Source organism: Streptomyces sp. NPDC029152 (assembly GCF_055564355.1).
Map to the genome: position 1 here is coordinate 21,333 of NZ_JBVHWR010000005.1, position 17,344 is coordinate 38,676.

At 72.2% G+C, this 17,344-nt stretch carries 19 protein-coding genes; 7 read left to right on the forward strand and 12 right to left on the reverse strand.

The window, feature by feature from the left end; all coding sequences use genetic code 11:
• The first annotated feature begins 49 nt into the window (after positions 1–49).
• Complete coding sequence (gene pyk, locus ACZ4V6_RS12285; RefSeq protein WP_467825697.1) at positions 50–1,480, forward strand: pyruvate kinase; 1,431 nt, start codon at positions 50–52, stop codon at positions 1,478–1,480.
• 89 nt (positions 1,481–1,569) lie between these two features.
• Here the strand turns inward: pyk and ACZ4V6_RS12290 are convergent, their stop codons facing one another.
• From ACZ4V6_RS12290 to ACZ4V6_RS12305, 4 genes are all read right to left on the reverse strand, one after another.
• On the reverse strand, positions 1,570–3,009 hold the full coding sequence (locus tag ACZ4V6_RS12290; RefSeq protein ID WP_467825699.1) for a hypothetical protein: 1,440 nt from the start codon (positions 3,007–3,009) through the stop codon (positions 1,570–1,572).
• Complete coding sequence (locus tag ACZ4V6_RS12295) at positions 2,999–3,604, reverse strand: DUF6114 domain-containing protein (RefSeq protein WP_467825702.1); 606 nt, start codon at positions 3,602–3,604, stop codon at positions 2,999–3,001. The genes ACZ4V6_RS12290 and ACZ4V6_RS12295 overlap by 11 nt, the downstream gene beginning before the upstream one ends.
• 117 nt (positions 3,605–3,721) lie before the next feature.
• Positions 3,722–4,354, reverse strand: a complete 633-nt coding sequence (locus ACZ4V6_RS12300; RefSeq protein WP_361574547.1) for a DUF6230 family protein — start codon at positions 4,352–4,354, stop codon at positions 3,722–3,724.
• Positions 4,355–5,008: 654 nt separating this feature from the next.
• A complete protein-coding gene (locus ACZ4V6_RS12305; RefSeq protein ID WP_467825706.1) occupies positions 5,009–5,986 on the reverse strand; it encodes a tetratricopeptide repeat protein in 978 nt (325 codons plus the stop codon).
• A 250-nt stretch (positions 5,987–6,236) separates the two neighbouring features.
• Between ACZ4V6_RS12305 and ACZ4V6_RS12310 the strand changes: the two genes are divergently transcribed.
• On the forward strand, positions 6,237–6,878 hold the full coding sequence (locus tag ACZ4V6_RS12310; RefSeq protein ID WP_467825709.1) for a TetR/AcrR family transcriptional regulator: 642 nt from the start codon (positions 6,237–6,239) through the stop codon (positions 6,876–6,878).
• Positions 6,879–6,908: 30 nt separating this feature from the next.
• On the opposite strand, the gene ACZ4V6_RS12315 is transcribed toward ACZ4V6_RS12310, so the two are convergent.
• The 5 genes from ACZ4V6_RS12315 to ACZ4V6_RS12335 form a co-directional block, all read right to left on the reverse strand.
• Positions 6,909–8,609, reverse strand: coding sequence for an acyl-CoA mutase large subunit family protein (locus ACZ4V6_RS12315; RefSeq protein ID WP_467825712.1), 1,701 nt, complete (start codon positions 8,607–8,609; stop codon positions 6,909–6,911).
• A 75-nt stretch (positions 8,610–8,684) separates the two neighbouring features.
• The gene (locus tag ACZ4V6_RS12320) at positions 8,685–9,023 is read right to left on the reverse strand and encodes a DUF3817 domain-containing protein (RefSeq protein ID WP_467825714.1); all 339 of its coding nucleotides are present in this window, start codon (positions 9,021–9,023) and stop codon (positions 8,685–8,687) included.
• A 56-nt stretch (positions 9,024–9,079) separates the two neighbouring features.
• Entirely contained in the window at positions 9,080–9,589 is a 510-nt protein-coding gene (locus tag ACZ4V6_RS12325) for a MarR family winged helix-turn-helix transcriptional regulator (RefSeq protein ID WP_467825716.1), read from the reverse strand.
• A 77-nt stretch (positions 9,590–9,666) separates the two neighbouring features.
• Positions 9,667–9,960 carry an MTH1187 family thiamine-binding protein gene (locus tag ACZ4V6_RS12330; RefSeq protein ID WP_030187368.1) on the reverse strand — a complete coding sequence of 98 codons (294 nt, stop codon included), beginning with the start codon at positions 9,958–9,960 and terminating at the stop codon, positions 9,667–9,669.
• A complete protein-coding gene (locus ACZ4V6_RS12335) occupies positions 9,957–10,301 on the reverse strand; it encodes a DUF3817 domain-containing protein (RefSeq protein ID WP_467825719.1) in 345 nt (114 codons plus the stop codon). The genes ACZ4V6_RS12330 and ACZ4V6_RS12335 overlap by 4 nt, the downstream gene beginning before the upstream one ends.
• A 227-nt stretch (positions 10,302–10,528) precedes the next feature.
• On the opposite strand from ACZ4V6_RS12335, the gene ACZ4V6_RS12340 reads away from it, so the two are divergent.
• The 4 genes from ACZ4V6_RS12340 (at position 10,529) to ACZ4V6_RS12355 (ending at position 13,165) form a co-directional block, all read left to right on the forward strand.
• Positions 10,529–11,161 carry an AIM24 family protein gene (locus ACZ4V6_RS12340; protein WP_467826485.1) on the forward strand — a complete coding sequence of 211 codons (633 nt, stop codon included), beginning with the start codon at positions 10,529–10,531 and terminating at the stop codon, positions 11,159–11,161.
• Position 11,162: 1 nt separating this feature from the next.
• Entirely contained in the window at positions 11,163–11,813 is a 651-nt protein-coding gene (locus ACZ4V6_RS12345; RefSeq protein WP_467825722.1) for an AIM24 family protein, read from the forward strand.
• A complete protein-coding gene (locus tag ACZ4V6_RS12350) occupies positions 11,810–12,586 on the forward strand; it encodes an AIM24 family protein (RefSeq protein WP_467825724.1) in 777 nt (258 codons plus the stop codon). Before ACZ4V6_RS12345 ends, ACZ4V6_RS12350 begins: the two co-directional genes overlap by 4 nt.
• Before the next feature lie 102 nt (positions 12,587–12,688).
• On the forward strand, positions 12,689–13,165 hold the full coding sequence (locus ACZ4V6_RS12355; protein ID WP_467825727.1) for a MarR family winged helix-turn-helix transcriptional regulator: 477 nt from the start codon (positions 12,689–12,691) through the stop codon (positions 13,163–13,165).
• Between the two features lie 24 nt (positions 13,166–13,189).
• Here the strand turns inward: ACZ4V6_RS12355 and ACZ4V6_RS12360 are convergent, their stop codons facing one another.
• Both ACZ4V6_RS12360 and ACZ4V6_RS12365 read right to left on the reverse strand, forming a co-directional pair.
• Positions 13,190–14,611: an ATP-binding protein gene (locus ACZ4V6_RS12360; RefSeq protein ID WP_467825730.1), complete on the reverse strand. Its 1,422-nt coding sequence runs from the start codon at positions 14,609–14,611 to the stop codon at positions 13,190–13,192.
• On the reverse strand, positions 14,608–15,273 hold the full coding sequence (locus ACZ4V6_RS12365; RefSeq protein WP_467825733.1) for a response regulator transcription factor: 666 nt from the start codon (positions 15,271–15,273) through the stop codon (positions 14,608–14,610). The genes ACZ4V6_RS12360 and ACZ4V6_RS12365 overlap by 4 nt, the downstream gene beginning before the upstream one ends.
• A gap of 125 nt (positions 15,274–15,398) precedes the next feature.
• Here ACZ4V6_RS12365 and ACZ4V6_RS12370 point away from each other — a divergent pair, with 125 nt between their 5' ends.
• Entirely contained in the window at positions 15,399–16,082 is a 684-nt protein-coding gene (locus ACZ4V6_RS12370) for a PepSY domain-containing protein (protein WP_467825734.1), read from the forward strand.
• Here the strand turns inward: ACZ4V6_RS12370 and ACZ4V6_RS12375 are convergent.
• Positions 16,007–17,317 carry an MFS transporter gene (locus ACZ4V6_RS12375; protein WP_467825737.1) on the reverse strand — a complete coding sequence of 437 codons (1,311 nt, stop codon included), beginning with the start codon at positions 17,315–17,317 and terminating at the stop codon, positions 16,007–16,009. The two genes, ACZ4V6_RS12370 and ACZ4V6_RS12375, sit on opposite strands and share 76 nt — an antisense overlap.
• Positions 17,318–17,344 lie beyond the last annotated feature (27 nt).

Genomic DNA, 17,344 nt, shown 5'->3' on the forward strand with positions numbered 1-17,344 from the left:
TCCGCCAGACGGAATATTCCGCAGCGAAACAAACCGATAGGATCGCCCCATGCGCCGTTCGAAAATCGTCTGTACTCTCGGCCCCGCGGTCGACTCCCACGAGCAGCTCGTCGCCCTGATCGAAGCCGGCATGAACGTGGCCCGCTTCAACTTCAGCCACGGCACCCACGCCGAGCACCAGGGGCGTTATGACCGCGTCCGGGCCGCCGCCAAGGAGACCGGCAGGGCCATCGGTGTCCTCGCCGACCTGCAGGGCCCCAAGATCCGTCTGGAGACCTTCGCCGAGGGCCCCGTCGAGCTGGTGCGCGGTGACGAGTTCACCATCACCACCGAGGACGTGCCGGGCGACCGGACGATCTGCGGCACGACGTACAAGGGCCTGCCCGGCGACGTGGCCAAGGGCGACCAGATCCTCATCAACGACGGCAACGTCGAGCTGAAGGTCACCGAGGTCGAGGGCCCCCGGGTGCGGACGATCGTCATCGAGGGCGGCGTCATCTCCGACCACAAGGGCATCAACCTGCCCGGCGCGGCGGTGAACGTGCCCGCGCTGTCCGAGAAGGACGTCGAGGACCTCCGCTTCGCGCTGCGCATGGGCTGCGACATGGTCGCCCTCTCCTTCGTCCGGGACGCCAAGGACGTCGCCGACGTCCACCGCGTGATGGACGAGGAGGGCCGCCGGGTCCCCGTCATCGCCAAGGTGGAGAAGCCGCAGGCGGTGGACAACATGGAGGACGTCGTGATGGCGTTCGACGCCGTCATGGTGGCCCGCGGCGACCTGGCCGTCGAGTACCCGCTCGAGAAGGTCCCCATGGTGCAGAAGCGCCTGATCGAGCTGTGCCGGCGCAACGCCAAGCCGGTGATCGTGGCGACCCAGATGATGGAGTCGATGATCACCAACTCCCGGCCGACCCGCGCCGAGGCCTCCGACGTCGCCAACGCGATCCTGGACGGCGCGGACGCGGTCATGCTGTCGGCCGAGTCGTCCGTGGGCGCGTACCCGATCGAGACCGTCAAGACGATGTCGAAGATCGTCACGGCGGCCGAGCAGGAGCTGCTCTCCAAGGGCCTGCAGCCGCTGGTGCCGGGCAAGAAGCCGCGCACGCAGGGCGGTTCGGTGGCCCGTGCCGCCGCCGAGATCGCCGACTTCCTCGGCGGCAAGGGCCTGGTGGCCTTCACCCAGTCCGGCGACACCGCGCGCCGCCTGTCCCGCTACCGCGCGACCCAGCCCATCCTCGCCTTCACCACCGACGAGTCCACCCGCAACCAGCTGGCGCTCAGCTGGGGCGTGGAGCCGCACGTGGTGCCGTTCGTCAACAGCACGGACGAGATGGTCGAGCTGGTGGACCAGGAGATGGTGAAGCTCGGCCGCTTCAACGACGGCGACATCGTCGTGATCACCGCCGGCTCGCCCCCCGGCGTGCCCGGCACCACCAACATGGTCCGGGTGCACCACCTCGGCGAGTCGCGCCGCGCCTGACGCCCCCCGCGGTACACGACGAGGGCGCCCCCTGCGGACGGGGGGCGCCCTCGTCGCCGTGCGGCTCCCGAAGCGGCTCGTGGGTGCGCTCAGGTGGTGAACTGGTGCAGCCCGGGGATGTGCAGCGTGCCGCCGAACTGGCCGGCCTGGACGACCGTCACCTTGGTGAAGTAGATCAGCGGGATGTCCAGCGGCGGCGGGTTCTCCGGGTCGAAGGTGATCGGGATCAGCCCGAGCAGGTTGCCCGAGATGCTCTCGGTGTACATCACGGTCTCGCCCTCGCGGATCGTGGACGTCGAGCCCTTGGCCGCCTGCACGTGGTAGGTCTTGCCGGACTGCTCGTCCTTCACCGTCTGGTGCAGGTCGCCGATGTCGGTGCCGTTCGAGACGACGTACTTCAGCACCTTCTTGGTGGAGCCGTTGGCCGTCCTGACCTCGACGATGCCCTTGTACGAGGCGCCCTTGAGCAGCAGTGAGCTGGCGTTCAGGTACCAGGGGTCGTCCGGCAGCGGCACCTTGTTGTCGACGCCGCCCTCGGCGTCCGTGGCGACCGGGCAGTCGTCCACGTCCGTGCCGGCGCTCTCGGAGGCCTCGGGGCCGGGCGAGGCGGTGGCCTCCCCGGTCTCCTCCGCCTCCTCCGCCTCCTCTGCGGCCTCGTCGACGGACTCGTCCGCCGTCTTCCCGGCGTCCCCGGCCGCCCCGGCCGCCGCGTCGGTGGCGCCCTGCGCGGCGTCCTTCGCCGTGCCGGTGGCGTCCTCCACCGTGTCGGTGGCCTTCTCGACCGTGTCCTCCACGGTGCCGGAGGCGTCCTTCGCGGTGCTCCCTCCGGTACCTCCGCCGGCGCTCGCGGACGCCGAGGGGGTGGGCGTGGGGCTCGGGTCCTGCTCGGCCCTGCCGCCGGTGAGGATGCCCCCGATGGCGTCGCCGAGGTCCTTCAGCACGCCGCCGCTCTCGCTCTCGCCCGCGGACGGCGAGGGCGTCGGGGTCCCGGCGCCGGACGCCTCCTCCCGGCTCTGCGCCTCGGGGGTCGCGGAGGGTGCGGGCTCGGCCTCGTCGTCGGAACCTGAATCCGGCGAAGAGGTCGAACCGGCGCCCTCGTCGGCGCCCTTGCCGCTGTCCTGGCCCGCGTCACCGGAGGCCGCCGGTTCCGGCTCCGTCGCGTCGCCCTTGTCGTCGGCCTTGTCGCCGGCCTTCTCCTCGTCCGCCCCGTCGGTCGCCGAGGGCGACGGCGTGGGGGACTGTGACGAGCCCTTCTCGGCGTCCTCGAGGGCCGCCACGCAGTCCTTGTACTCGTCGGCCGTCAGGCTGTTCGACGGCGGCGCCGCGTCGTTGCCGTCGGCGAGGGCCAGCGTCGGCGTGAACCCCATCCCCATGAGGACCGCCGTGGGCATCGCCGCCAGGGCTATCGCCTTCCCGGCCGGCATGTGGAACCTGGTGAACAACGGCTTCTTGGGTGCCGCGTGGCGCGGCCCGGTTCTCACACGGGACGCCTCCACGTCGGTCCCGCGGGACACCTCGTCAGCCGGCACTGTGCCTCCCGTTCGCCCCGTTGGCCGGGCTCGTTCCTGACAGATCGTTCGGCTCTTCCCCGCCGTCCCGCGGCTGCGGCACCGTGGTGCCGGGCGCCGCGGCGTTGTGCACCGTGGCGTCGGGCACCGGGATGCCGGGGACCACTCCCTCGGGCGCGCCGCCCGTTCCCCTGCTCTCCGACGGCGGCTCGGCCTGCGGCGGCTGACCCGGCACCCACGACACGGCCATCGCTCCACCGATCAGCGCGAGCAGGAAGCCGATGAGGAAACCACCGAGGTTGGACACGGGGATGGACACCAGCGCCAGCAGGATCGCCGCCACGCCCGCGAAGACCCGGACGTGCTTCTGGAACCACAGGCTGACGCCCAGGACGACCAGCAGGACACCGATGATCAGGGATCCGGCGCCCGCGGTGGTGGCCATCGCCAGCGTCAGGTGGCCGATCTGGAGGTTCGCGTACGGGAAGTAGGCGATGGGGAGGCCGCCGAGGGCGACGAACAGACCGGCCCAGAACGGCCGCGCGCCTCGCCAGGCACGGAACTGCAGCCTCCGGCGGGCGAACTGGCCGGATGCGGCAGGAGTCTCGGCGCTCATGGAAAACAGCTCCCTGGTACGGCTTTGCTGTGGTGGAGATGTGGGCCGCGCGGGACAGCGCGCCCGGAGAGTGGACGGGCGGGGGCGCCATCGGCTCCCCCGCCCGTCAGCGAGTGCTTAGTAGCACTCCTTGACACCCTTGGACAGCGACATCTTCAGGCCGCTGAGCTTGAAGGTTCCGGCGGTGGTCGCCCACGCCGTCTGCTTCACACCGGTCAGTGTGACCGAGTCGGCCTGCTGCGAGAACCCGTACGGGTTCGCGGTGTCGCCCTTCTTGATGCCCGGACCCTTGGCGGCGTCCTTGGCCGCGACGCCGATGTCGATGCCGCGGAACGTGGCATCGGCCTCGAGCTGCTCGACGTCGATGTACAGGTTCTCGGCCTCGACCGCCTTGCCGCCGCCGCCGGCCTTCAGCATGAGGCTGACCGAGCCGATGAGCGGGATGTCCGGGGTGACCACGGACTGGCACATGCCCTTGATCGACGCGGACTTGAACGCCGAGACGGCGACGGGGTGAGCCGTCTTCTGCCCGTCGAGCGTGTAACCCGAGTCGATCGCTCCGTACTGGACGAAGCCCGTACCGTCGAGCTGCTCCGCCGTCACCTTGAACGACTGGCCGGAGACGCTGAACGACGCGGCCAGGGCGCCCTGCGCCAGCGCCACGCCTATCGCGGCCGTCGCGGCCACGCTGGGCACCATGACGACGGCGAACCGCTTCCATCTGGTCCCGCCACGCACCTGGGACTCCATATTTCCTCCTTCTCGGACGTACATCTCCTGGCCTCGGCCCGCCCCCCGGATCGGCGGCTCGGCCTGGCAGGGATGGGAGAAGTGCTACGTCCTCGGGAAGGAGAGCGCCCGCGCTCGGCGGCACGTACCACGCGCCCGAATCACCGGCGATCACCCCCGAGCGACAACCACTGGTCGCGCCTGACACACATCACGCACAACCCTGCTGGACAGGCTTCACCGGCTGGGTGAAGACCCCCCTGCCCAAGAGCCGGCGTCACTGCCGCCGGCCCTGCTCGGTGGGGACCCAGGAACCCCCGCGACCCGACTGGCTTTCGGGGTACGGGAATGGACCGAGCGTCGCCGATCGTGGTGCATTCTCGCCGTCGGCACAAGGGGGTTCGTTACTCACTAGTAACGGGGGGATAACCGTGGAACGACACATCGGCCCCGGACGGCGACGCTGGGTGTGCCATGAAGGAGGGACGAAACGATGGACAGCCGGACAGAGCCCGACAGAACGGCGCCTGTGACTTACTGGCAGTAACAGCGGCCGCGATTACCAAGATTTGGCAAAGCGCGGCCGCACTGACGTCTCGTCGGCAGTTCTCCCACTCGGGCACCACCCGGCCGGGCGGTCGGCGACCACCCGGCGGAGGAGCCCGGAAGCGCCCTCTAGAACAGGGCCCGGGCCAGTGCCCTGCGCGCCGCGGTCACCCGCGGATCGTCGGCGCCGACCACCTCGAACAGCTCCAGCAGGCGCACCCGTACGGCGTCCCGGTCGTCCCCGGCCGTGCGGCGTACCGTGTCGATGAGCCGGCCGAAGGCGTCCTCCACGTGCCCGCCCACCAGGTCCAGGTCGGCGGCGGCGATCTGCGCCTGCGCGTCGTCCGGCTTGTCCGCCGCGTCCCGACGGACCCGCTGCGGGTCGGCGTCCTGGACGCGCTGGAGCAACTCGGCCTGGGCGAGGCCCAGTTTGGCCTCCGTGTTGCCCGGGTCGTCACCGAGCACGTTCTTGTATGCGCGGACGGCGCCGGCCAGGTCGCCGGCGTCCAGCGCCTGCACGGCGGCCTCCAGAGCCGCGTCGTGCGGTCCGGCCGGACGCTCGGGGGCGGCGGCCCGGTCCGCGCCCGGCTCCGCCTCCGGGTCGACGACGAGGCCGGTCAGGCCGAAGCGCTGCTCGGCGACCTGCACCAGCTGGTCCAGGGTCTGACGGATCTGCGCCTCGCCGGCGGCGCCCTGGAAGAGCGGCAGCGCCTGTCCGGCCACGACCGCGAACACGGCCGGGATGCCCTGGACACCGAACTGCTGCATCAGCATCTGGTTGGCGTCGACGTCGATCTTGGCGAGGAGGAAGCGCCCGTTGTACTCGACGGCGAGCCGCTCCAGGACGGGGCTCAACTGCTTGCAGGGCTCGCACCACTCGGCCCAGAAGTCGATGACGACCGGGACCTCGGTGGACCGCTGCAGGACGTCGCTCTCGAAGCGGGCCTCGTCGACGTCGATGACGAGATCGGCCGGGGAGACGCCCCCCGCACCGCCGTGCCGGGCCGCCTCGGCGCGCGCCTGCTCCGCCTTCGCCTTGGCCTCCTGGGCCGCCTTCACCGCGGCGAGGTCGACGACCCCGCTCATGGACATGTTCCGTGGCTGCATGGGTCTATCCTCCCCTGTCCTGCGCGCGCGTGTGAAAAGCGGCGTGAAAGCCCGCCCTGACGTGTGCCGTCGGCACGGGTCGTGCGGCGCCGGGTCCCCACCCTGCGCCCGTGGTCGTCGCTCGGGCACGGGCGTACCCGTGCTTTCGCTACGAGTCGTAGCGTAATGCCATGACGGGCCGTCGGAACACCCCGATCCGGTGATCTCCCTCACGGCCGGCCGCCGGAGACACGCCGGTTATGGTCGGGACATGCAGAGCAGCACCCCCGCCGGCCGCACCGGGCGCCCGCGCAGTGCCGCGGCGGACGCCGCCATCCTGGCCGCGACCCGGGCGGCCCTGGTGGACCTCGGCTGGTCGAAACTCACCCTGGGAGACGTCGCGACGCGGGCCGGGGTTGCCAAGACGACCCTCTACCGCCGCTGGGCGGGCAAGAACGAGCTGGTCGTGGACGCGGTGGCGGAGCTCTTCGACGAACTCGAACTGCCCGACCGCGGTTGCCTGGCCGCCGACATCGAGGGAGTGGTGCTGCAGTTCGCGGCGATCCTGGCCCGGCCGGAGGCCAGGAGCGGGCTGATGGCGGTGGTGGCCGAGGCCACGCGGGACGACGCGCTGCGCGAACGCATCCGCGGCTCCATCGTCGACCGGCAGAAGCGCCTGGTACTGGCCGGCAGGGCCCGCGCCCAGGCCCGCGGCGAACTGCCCGCCGAGGCCGGCCCGGCGGAGGCCGCCCGCACGGCGGACCTCATCTTCGACGTGGTGGCGGGCGCGGTGGTCCACCGCACCCTGGTCAGCGCGGAACCGGCCGACGGGGAGTGGGTGCGGAGCCTGACGCGGATACTGCTGTGGGGTCTGACGGCTCGGCCGGCCGAGCCGCCGGACCCCGCCCCCTGACCCTCCGAGCCGGACGGCGGGCGCGGGCGCCTAGAAACCCGCCGGTTCCGTGTAGACGCCCCACTCCTCCCGCAGCACCCCGCAGATCTCGCCGAGCGTCGCCTCGGCCCGCACGGCGTCCAGCATCGGCCCGATCATGTTCCCGCCGGACCGTGCCGCGGCGAGCATCGCCTCCAGCGCGGAGCGCACGGCCGCGTCGTCCCGGGCCGCCCTGCGCTCGCCCAGCACCCGCACCTGCTCGCGCTCGACCTCGTGGCTGACCCGCAGGATCTCCAGGTCGCCGGTGACGGAGCCGGTGTGGGCGTTGACGCCGACGACCTTCTTGTCGCCCTTCTCCAGGGCCTGCTGGTGGCGGAAGGCGGACTCGGCGATCTCGCCGGTGAACCAGCCGTCCTCGATGCCGCGCAGGATGCCGGAGGTCATCGGCCCGATGGGGTGCTGCCCGTCGGGGTGGGCCCTGAGCCCGCGCTCCCTGATCTGCTCGAAGATCTTCTCGGCGTCCGCCTCGATCCGGTCCGTGAGCTGCTCGACGAACCAGGAACCGCCCAGCGGGTCGGCGACGTTGGCGACGCCGGTCTCCTCCATCAGCACCTGCTGGGTCCGCAGGGCGATCTCGGCGGCCTGCTCGCTGGGCAGGGCGAGGGTCTCGTCCAGGGCGTTGGTGTGCAGGGAGTTGGTCCCGCCGAGCACGGCGGCCAGCGCCTCCACGGCGGTCCGCACGACGTTGTTGTAGGGCTGCTGCGCGGTCAGCGAGACACCGGCGGTCTGGGTGTGGAACCGCAGCCACTGCGCCTTCTCGCTCCTCGCCCCGTACACGTCCCGCATCCAGCGGGCCCAGATGCGCCGGGCCGCGCGGAACTTGGCGATCTCCTCGAAGAAGTCGACGTGGGCGTCGAAGAAGAAGGACAGCCCCGGCGCGAACACGTCCACGTCCAGCCCGCGGCTGAGCCCCAGCTCGACGTACCCGAAGCCGTCGGCCAGCGTGTACGCCAGCTCCTGCGCGGCCGTCGCCCCGGCCTCGCGGATGTGGTACCCGGAGACGGAGAGCGGCTTGTAGGCGGGGATGCCGGCCGCGCAGTACTCCATCAGGTCGCCGATGAGGCGCAGGTGCGGCTCGGGCTGGAAGAGCCACTCCTTCTGGGCGATGTACTCCTTGAAGATGTCCGTCTGGAGCGTGCCGTTGAGCACGGACGCGTCGACGCCCTGGCGCTCGGCGGCGACGAGGTACATGCAGAACACGGGCACGGCGGGCCCGCTGATCGTCATGGAGGTCGTCACGTCCCCGAGCGGGATGTCCTTGAACAGCACCTCCATGTCGGCGGCCGAGTCGATGGCCACCCCGCAGTGCCCGACCTCGCCGAGCGAGCGCGGGTCGTCGGAGTCGCGGCCCATCAGCGTCGGCATGTCGAACGCGACGGACAGTCCCCCGCCCCCGTTCCGGAGGATCATCTTGTACCGCTCGTTGGTCTGCTCGGCGTTCCCGAACCCGGCGAACTGCCGGATGGTCCACGTCCGCCCTCGGTAGCCGGTGGGATACAACCCCCGGGTGAAGGGGAACTCCCCCGGCCACCCGATCCGCTCGAACCCCTCGTACCTGTCCCCGTCCCGGGGCCCGTACACCGGCTCCACGGGGTCCCCGGAGAGCGTGGTGAAGTCGGCGTCCCGCTTGCGCGAGGCGTCGTACCGAGCCTGCCACCGACGGCGGCCTTCCTCTATGGCGTCAGTGTCCATACCCTCGAATTTACTAGGACGTCCAAGTAAATGTCGATGGAGGTCCGCCGAACGGGGGTCCGTACGGCGGTGGGGTCAGGCCTTGGCGGCCGCCGGCGCGGCCCCGGCGACCTTGGCGTCCAGCTCCCGGCTGATCCTCCGCTCCACGAAGAAGGCCGCCGTCGGGACGGTCCCCGCGAGCAGCACCCAGAGCTGCTTCTTGACCGGCCACTTCGCCTTGGAGCCCAGGTCGAAGGCGAAGACGAGGTAGATGACGTACAGCCAGCCGTGGGCGATGCTGACGACCCGGGTGAAGTCGGCGGCGCCGTCCAGTTCCAGGGCGTACTTGGCGATCATGCCCAGGCACAGGGCGATCAGCAGCACACCGGTGACGTACGCCATGACGCGGTAGCGGGTCAGCACGCTCTTTTTCATGCCTACGAGCGTAACCACCCGTTTCGGGCGATCTTCCGGCGGGCCCGCCGACACGCTCACTCCCCCTGGAAGTCCCCCGCCGCCACCCGCAGGGGCCTGAGCATCGCGAAGATCTCGCCGCACTCCTCCGCGTCGTACGCGCTCAGGCCGAAGTCCATGGCCATGAGGTCGCGGGTGGCCGACTCGACGACCTCGCGGCCCTTGTCGGTGATGCTGGCGAGCGTGCCGCGGCCGTCGTTGGGGTTGGGGCGCTTGTCGACCAGGCCGGAGCGGACCAGGCGGTCGACGGTGTTGGTCACGGAGGTGGGGTGCACCATGAGCCGCTCGCCGATCTTGGACATCGGCAGCTCGCCCGACTTGGAGAAGGTGAGCAGCACCAGCGCCTCGTAGCGCGCGAACGTCAGCCCGTAGGGCTTGACCACCGCGTCGACCTCGGCCAGCAGGATCTGGTGGGCGCGCATGATCGAGGTGATCGCGGCCATGGAGGGGACGCCGCCCCAGCGCTGCTTCCAGAGTTCGTCGGCGCGGGCGATGGGATCGAAGGAGAGGCTGAGGGGCTTCGGCACGGCACCAGACCTTACCGGCCGGTCATATGCCGGTCAGCCCCGTCTCGCCCTTCGATACCACCGCCCCGCCGGCCGTGTCATCCGGCGAGGTGGCGCTCCACCGTCTCGACCTTGGACGTGAGGCCGTCCGTCACGCCGGGGCGGATGTCCGCCTTGAGGACCAGGGAGACCCGCGGCGCCCGCGCCTCGACGGCGGCGACGGCGCGCCGGACGACGTCCATGACCTCGTCCCACTCGCCCTCGACGGACGTGAACATCGCGTCGGTGCGGTTCGGCAGCCCCGACTCGCGGACCACCCGCACCGCGTCGGCCACGTACTCCCCGACGTCCTCGCCGACGCCCAGCGGCGTCACGGAAAAGGCGACGATCATGCGTTGACGATCCCTTCCTGACGGGCGCGCGAGGCGATGACCGCGTTCTCGGCCTCGCGCTTGAGCCTGCGCTCGGCGAAGAAGCCGCCGGTCGGCAGGACCGAGAGGACGAAGTAGAGGGCGGCGGTCTTCAGCGGCCACTTGGCACGGTTCCACGCGTCCGCCCAGAAGACCAGGTACAGCACGAACAGCACGCCGTGGATCATGCCCATCACCGGCACCGCGTTGAAGTCCGTGGTCCGCTTCAGCACCGAGCAGACGAGCAGCAGGAGGAACGAGATCGCCTCGGGGCCCGAGACCAGGCGGAGGCGGCGGAGGGCGGTGGCGGTCTTGAGGTCCACGGGTCACCTTCGGTGGGAGAGGGGTGGAGGAGGGATCGGTCGATGAGCAGGGCGGTTTGTGAACACACTCACAAGCGCCCGTCCATTGTGACAAACCCGCGCCACGCCCGGGCCAGGGGGTCGGGACCGCGGGCGCACCGGCGCCCTGGGGCGGGGATCGGGGGGTGACCTCCGCCCCGGGGATCTGTCCACCGGACCGCCCGGCCGCTACGTTCTCGTTCGTGGCGATGTTCCGACTCCAGGGCAGCAAGGTGCTCGCCGTCGACATGACCGGGGACGCCGTGAGGGCGAAGAACGGCTCGATGGTCGCGTACGACGGGGAGATGGCCTTCAAGAAGCTGAGCGGCGGCGGTGAGGGCATCCGGGGGATGGTGACCCGGCGGCTCACCGGCGAGCAGATGACGGTGATGGAGGTGAGGGGGCGGGGGACCTGCTGGTTCGCGGACCGGGCCTCGGAGATCACCCTGGTGGGGCTCCGGGGCGACACGCTGTACGTCGAGTCGAGCAACTTCCTGGCGGCCGACGCCGGGCTGCGCACGGGCACCGGCTTCACCGGGACCCGCGGCGCCGCGCAGGGCAACGGGCTGTTCACCACGACGATCGAGGGGCACGGACAGGCGGCGATCATGTCGGACGGTCCGGCGGTGGCGCTGCGGGTCAGCGCGCAGTACCCGCTCACCGTCGACCCGGGGGCGTACGTCGCGCACCAGGGCAAGCTGCGGCAGTCCTTCCAGTCGGGTGTGACCTTCCGCACGCTGCTCGGCGAGGGCGGCGGGGAGGCCTTCCAGATCCGTTTCGAGGGCGACGGGCTGGTGTACGTGCAGCCGAGCGAGCGGAACACGATCGCGGGGGACGTGTGACATGGCCTTCGAGGAAGTGAACTCCAAGATGGTCCGGGCGACCGTGGCGCCCGGGCAGCGGCTGTTCAGTCAGCGCGGCGCGATGCTCGCGTACCAGGGGGACGTCTCCTTCACCCCGAACCTGACCGGCGGCCAGGGCGGCGTCATGTCGATGATCGGCCGCCGGGTGGCGAACGAGGACACCCCGCTGATGACCGTCGAGGGCGACGGCACGGTGTTCTTCGGGCACGGCGGCCACCACGTGCAGGTCGTCCACCTCTCCGGCGACACGCTGTACGTCGAGGCGGACCGCCTCCTCGCCTTCGAGGGCACCCTGGAGCAGGGCACGGTGTTCCTGGGCGCGCAGGGCGGGGTCATGGGCATGGTGCGCGGGCAGGTCAGCGGCCAGGGGCTGTTCACGACCACCCTCCGGGGGCACGGCGCGGTGGCGGTGATGGCCCACGGGGGCGTCTTCGAGGTGCCCGTCACCCCGCACCGGACGGTGCACGTCGACCCGCAGGCCTACGTCGCCCACCACGGGGACCTCCGCAACAGGCTGTCCACGGCGCTGGGCTGGCGGGACATGGTGGGACGCGGCTCCGGCGAGGCGTTCCAGCTGGAGCTGAGCGGCAACGGCACGGTGTACGTCCAGGCCTCGGAGGAGAAGCTGTGAGCACCGTCCCCCACGACCCGGCGACGCTGCCGGCCGACGACAACGTCAACGCGTACACCTTCTGCGTGGAGCTGGCGGGGAGCCGGTGGTTCCTGCAGAAGGGGAAGATGATCGCCTACTACGGGACGATCGAGTTCAACGGGATCGGGCACGGCCGGCTGGACCGGCTGGTGCGCACGGCCTTCCATTCGCCTCTGCACGCGAGCGACTGGGTCGTCGCCGAGGGCTCGGGCAAGATGCTCCTCGCCGACCGGGCCTTCGACGTGAACTCGTACGACCTGGAGGACGGCAATCTGACCATTCGCTCGGGCAACCTGCTCGCTTTTCAGCCAAGTCTCGCCCTCAAGCAGTCGATCGTGCCGGGTTTCCTCACCCTGCTCGGGACCGGGAAGTTCGTGGCCGCGTCGAACGGTCCGGTGGTGTTCGTGGAACCCCCGATCCGGGTGGACCCGCAGGCACTGGTCGGCTGGGCCGACTGCCCCTCGCCCTGCCATCACTACGACCACGGGTACATGACCGGCCTGCTGGGCGGTCTACGTGCGATGACGGGCCTGGGCGGCGCCTCCGGGGAGGAGCACCAGTTCGAGTTCGTGGGGGCGGGGACGGTGCTGCTGCAGTCGAGCGAGGCGCTGATGGCGGAGCAGGCCACGGGGAGCGCTCCGCAGCAGGCGGGCGTGCCCGGCGGCGGTGCGCAGGGGACTCCGGGAGGCCGGCCGGGGGTACCGGGGCTTCCCGGACAGCTGGGAGACCTCCAGCGCCGCTTCGGGCTGTGAGCGGTAATCTGCGGAGTGTGACGTCGAACGCGTGCGCACCCGTCACCGTCACACGACACCCCTCATTAGTTCGCCTTTCAACTTCTTAGGTAGACTTCATTCATGGAGACCGAGACGGCCACCCGCTGGCTGACCGATACGGAGCAGTGTGCTTGGCGCACCCACCTGGAGGTCAACAGGCTGTTGGCGCACCAGCTCGAGAAGGACCTGCAGCCCTTCGGCCTGACGATGAACGACTACGAAATCCTGGTGAACCTCTCCGAGTCCGAGGACGACAGGATGCGGATGAGCGATCTCGCCTCCGCCACCCTGCAGTCCAAGAGCCGCCTCTCCCACCAGATCACGCGCATGGAGAACGCGAACCTGGTCCGGCGGGAGAACTGCGAGTCCGACCGCCGCGGGCTCTACGCCGTCCTCACCGAGCACGGTCTGGAGACGATGCGGAAGGTCGCGCCGCACCACGTGGCGTCCGTGCGCCGGCACTTCATCGACCTGCTGACGCCCGAGGCCCTGGCGGAGCTCGACAAGGCGCTCAGGCCCGTCGCCGAGCACCTGCGCGGCCAGCGGGGACGCCCCTGAGCCCGGGCGGTTCCCGGACGTGCCCTAGGTGACCGGCAGGCGGAGTTCGAACAGGGCTCCGCCCGCCGGCGCGTCGCGGACCGTGAGCGTGCCGCCGTGCCGCACGGCGACGTCACGGGCGATGGCCAGCCCCAGACCGGCCCCGCCGTCGTCGCGGCTGCGGGCGGCGTCGAGCCGCACGAACCGTTCGAAGATCCGCTCCCGGTCGGCCGCCGGCACACCCTCCCCGTCGTCGGCCACCGCGACCACCGCCACGTCACCGTCGCGGCGCACCGACACCTCCACCGCCGAGCGGGCGTGCCGCCGGGCGTTGTCGAGCAGATTGGCCAGCACCCGCTCCAGCTGGCCCCGCGAGCCGGCGACCGCCACGGCGTCCTCGGCCCGCACGCTCACCCCGGCCCGGCCCTCCGCCCGGGCGCGCGCCAGCGCGGCGAGGTCGACCCGCGCGTCGGCGGGCCGCTCCCCCGCGTCCAGCCTGGCCAGCAGCAACAGGTCGGCGGCGAGCCGCTGAAGCCGCATGGTGTCCTCGACCGCGCCGTCCAGGTCGAGCAGTCCGGGATGGGCGGCGGCCACCTCCAGCTGGGTGCGCAGCGAGGCGATCGGGCTGCGCAGCTCGTGCGAGGCGTCGGCGACGAACCGCCGCTGCCGCTCCACCGAGCTCTCCAGGGCGGCCAGCGTCTCGTTGGTCGTCGTGGCGAGCCGGGCGACCTCGTCGTGGGTGTCCGGCACGGGGACGCGCCGGGCGAGGTCCTCGCTGGCGGTGATCGCGGCCATCTCCCGGCGGATGCCCTCCACCGGGCGCAGCGCGCGCCGGGTGACCAGCCAGGTCACCCACGCCACGACCGCGAGCAGCGCCGGGAAGCCGATCAGCATGACGGTCAGCGCGGTGTCGACGGCGCCGTGCTCGGCGGACAGCGGGGCACCGGCGTAGACGGTGAGCCGGCCCCTGTCCCGGGTCTCGACGGTCACGGCGGCGAACCGGTAGTCCTCCGTGTCGCCGTCGATCGTCGCGGACCCGTCGCCGACGGTGGTCCGCTCGCCGATCTCGCCGGGTTCGAGGGACTCGCCGGAGCCGTCGTCACCGTCGTCCCCGTGGTCGTCGCCCCCGCGCTCCCCCGTGGCGGCCGGCACCGGTTCCACCGCGCCGACGCCGGTGCCGCTGATCCGCTCCAGGTCCTCACTGACGGCGACCAGCCCGCCGTCCTCGTCGACGACCTGCACCGGCCGGTCGTCGACGTCCAGCGACAGGTCGCGGTACGGCGTCCCGACGGAGAGCTCGGCCGCCACCTCCCGCGCGGAGCGTTCCGCCTGGGTGCCGGCCTCGCCGAGCAGGTTGGAGCGCAGGGACAGCAGGACGGCGGTGCCGGCCGCGACGAGGGCGACGGCCACGACGAGGGTGGCGGCGAGGGTCGCGCGGGCCCGGACGGAGCCGAGGAGCCGGCTCACCGCCCGCCTTCCAGCCGGTACCCGGCGCCGCGCACGGTCCGGATGAGCCCGGCGCGCAGCTTGCGCCGCAGCGCGCTGACGTACACCTCGACGATGTTGGGGTCCCCGTCGTAGGCGAAGTCCCAGACGTGCTCCAGGATCTCCGCCTTGGACACGACCTGCCCGGCCCGCACCACGAGCTCCTCCAGGACGGCGAACTCCTTGGCGGTCAGGACGACCTCGCTCCCGCCGAGGAACACCCGGCGGGCGGCGGTGTCGACCTTGAGGTCCCCGTGGACGTGCACGGGCGGGACCCCGGCGCCCTGGGCCCGCCGCAGCAGCGCCTTCACGCGGGCGACGAGGACGACGTACGAGAAGGGCTTGGTGAGGTAGTCGTCGGCGCCCGTGTCCAGGCCCTCCGCCTCGTCGTACTCGCCGTCCTTGGCGGTGAGCATGAGGATCGGCACGTCGTGCCCGGCGGCGCGCAGGGCGGCGCAGATCCGGTAGCCGTTGAGGCCGGGCAGCATGATGTCGAGGACGACGAGGTCGTACGTGCCCCCGGACGCCCGGTGCAGCCCCTCCCGCCCGTCGTGGACGACGTCCACGGCGTAGCCCTCGGCGGTCAGGCCCCTGGCGAGCGACAGGGCGAGGCGCTTCTCGTCCTCGACGATCAACAGACGCATGGCGACAAGGGTCCCAGAAGCATCCTGAAGATCCCTTCAGACGGTTTCAGGCTGCCCTCAGCCTCGGTCGGTGACAGTGGGGACGTCGCAACGAAGCGACAGCGAACGACTCGGGAGGCACCCGCATGAAGCGCAACATCGTGATCGCCGCCGTCACCGCCGCCGCACTGCTCGGAGGCGGTGCGGCGACGGCCCTGGCGACCTCGGGGGACGACGACCCGGGCACGGCACGTCGGGCGGACGACGGCGCGAACGGCCGGGAGGGCGACGGCGGCGCCCGCGTGACCCCGGTCGGGGTGACGGCGGCCGACGCCGTCGCCTCGGCCCTGCGGGAGGCGCCGGGCACCGCCGTCTCCGCCGAACTGGACGACGGGGACGGCGACGACGGGGAGCGCACGGCCTGGGAGGTCGACGTCCTCGCCGGCGACGGGACCCGGCACAGCGTCCGCGTCCACCCGGGCACCGGCGAGGTCCTCGGCTCGGAGACGGACGACGAGGACGGCACCGCCGAGGTGCGGGCCGCGCTGAAGGGCACGTCCGTGGACGCCGCCGACGCCGCGAAGGCCGCGGCCGGGCACGGCACGGTGATCTCCGTGGAGCTGGACGAGGACGGCCACTACGGCGACGGCAGGACCGCCTGGGAGGTCGAGACCCGCGCTTCCGGCGAGGCCGAGCGGGACTGGCGCGTCGACCCGAGGAGCGGCGAGGTCACGGCCGACCGCTCGCACGGCCCTCACTCGGGCGACGCGGACGACTCGGACGACTCGGACGACTCGGACACGGAGGCCTCCGGCCCGGACGACGACTGAGCGGCCCCGGCCGTCCGCCGGCCCGGCCGCCCGTCGGTCCGGCCGCGGCGGCTCCCCGGCACCAGCGCCACCGCCACGGCGACCGCGCCGGACAGCGCGAAGCACACCGGCAGCGACAGCCGTTCGACCAGCAGGCCCACCGTCGCCGCACCGGCGGACATCCCGGCGTTCACGGCGGCGTTGACCCAGGCGCCCGCCCGGTTCCGGAAACCGGGCGGCACGCTCTCGTCGGCGATCAGGTACGCCGTCGTCAGCGCCGGTGCCACGAACAGCCCCGCGCAGGCGACGGCGGCGGCCAGGGTCGCGACGCCGGGGGCGAAGCCGGCCGCGGCCAGGCAGAGGCCGAAGCCGGCCGCGAGGAACGGGAGCCGGGCGCGGGCGGACGAGCTCCAGCCGACGGCGCCGTTGACCAGGCCGCCGACCGCGCTGCCCGCCGACAGCGCCGCGAGCACCCAGCCGGCGGTGTCGCCCCCGAGGCCGTGCTGCCCGGCGAAGGCGACGACCAGGAGTTCCACGGCGCTCACCGCGACCCCGACGCCCGCGGTGACCACGACGGGTTGCAGCAGGGCGCGGGCGTGCCCCGCTCCCGCCCGGCCGGCGTCCTCCTTCGCGTCACCCGCCGTCCGCGGCGCGCCCGCCGCCGGCGACGTGGCGAAGGCGAGGGTGCCCGTCGCCACCAGCACCGCGCTGAGCAGCAGACCGGCGGCCGGCGGGGCCACGCCGACGACCACGCCGACCAGGAGCGGGCCCGAGACGAAGAGCAGTTCCTCGGCGACGCCGTCCAGGCCGTAGGCGCGCTGGAGCATCCGCCGGTCGGGCAGCAGCCCGGCCCACACCGCCCGCATCGTGGGGCCGAGCGGGGGCGTGCAGGCTCCGGTGAGGGCGGCGGTCCCCGCGAGGACGGCCGCGGGCGTGCCCGGGTGTGCGCAGGCCGCCGCCAGCGTGCACAGCAGGGCGGCGTACAGCAGGGCCATGGGGAGCAGGGCACGGCGCGGGCCGTACCGGTCGACCAGGCCGGCGCGGTAGGGGGACAGGAGGACACCCGTCGCGCCGAACAGGGCCATGACCGTGCCGGCCACGGCGTACGACCCGGTGGCCCGGGCCACGGAGAGCATCAGGGCGAGGCCGACCGTGCCGTACGACAGCCGCCCGACGAGGGCGGCCGCGAAGGTGCGGCGGGCATGGGGGACGCGCAGGACGGCGGCGTAGGAGGGCCGCGGAGGAGGCGTGGACACACGAAGGTTCCTCAAGGGGGAGGCGAC

Bases quoted from the DNA above. Each gene is read 5' to 3' on its own strand.
- ACZ4V6_RS12295 (WP_467825702.1), bottom strand. From the start codon at position 3,604: ATGAGCGCCGAGACTCCTGCCGCATCCGGCCAGTTCGCCCGCCGGAGG.
- ACZ4V6_RS12305 (WP_467825706.1), bottom strand. From the start codon at position 5,986: ATGCAGCCACGGAACATGTCCATGAGCGGGGTCGTCGACCTCGCCGCG.
- ACZ4V6_RS12370 (WP_467825734.1), top strand. From the start codon at position 15,399: ATGAAGCGCAACATCGTGATCGCCGCCGTCACCGCCGCCGCACTGCTC.
- ACZ4V6_RS12345 (WP_467825722.1), top strand. From the start codon at position 11,163: ATGGCCTTCGAGGAAGTGAACTCCAAGATGGTCCGGGCGACCGTGGCG.
- ACZ4V6_RS12315 (WP_467825712.1), bottom strand. From the start codon at position 8,609: ATGGACACTGACGCCATAGAGGAAGGCCGCCGTCGGTGGCAGGCTCGG.
- ACZ4V6_RS12340 (WP_467826485.1), top strand. From the start codon at position 10,529: ATGTTCCGACTCCAGGGCAGCAAGGTGCTCGCCGTCGACATGACCGGG.
- ACZ4V6_RS12300 (WP_361574547.1), bottom strand. From the start codon at position 4,354: ATGGAGTCCCAGGTGCGTGGCGGGACCAGATGGAAGCGGTTCGCCGTC.
- ACZ4V6_RS12365 (WP_467825733.1), bottom strand. From the start codon at position 15,273: ATGCGTCTGTTGATCGTCGAGGACGAGAAGCGCCTCGCCCTGTCGCTC.
- pyk (WP_467825697.1), top strand. From the start codon at position 50: ATGCGCCGTTCGAAAATCGTCTGTACTCTCGGCCCCGCGGTCGACTCC.
- ACZ4V6_RS12330 (WP_030187368.1), bottom strand. From the start codon at position 9,960: ATGATCGTCGCCTTTTCCGTGACGCCGCTGGGCGTCGGCGAGGACGTC.
- ACZ4V6_RS12355 (WP_467825727.1), top strand. From the start codon at position 12,689: ATGGAGACCGAGACGGCCACCCGCTGGCTGACCGATACGGAGCAGTGT.
- ACZ4V6_RS12320 (WP_467825714.1), bottom strand. From the start codon at position 9,023: ATGAAAAAGAGCGTGCTGACCCGCTACCGCGTCATGGCGTACGTCACC.
- ACZ4V6_RS12310 (WP_467825709.1), top strand. From the start codon at position 6,237: ATGCAGAGCAGCACCCCCGCCGGCCGCACCGGGCGCCCGCGCAGTGCC.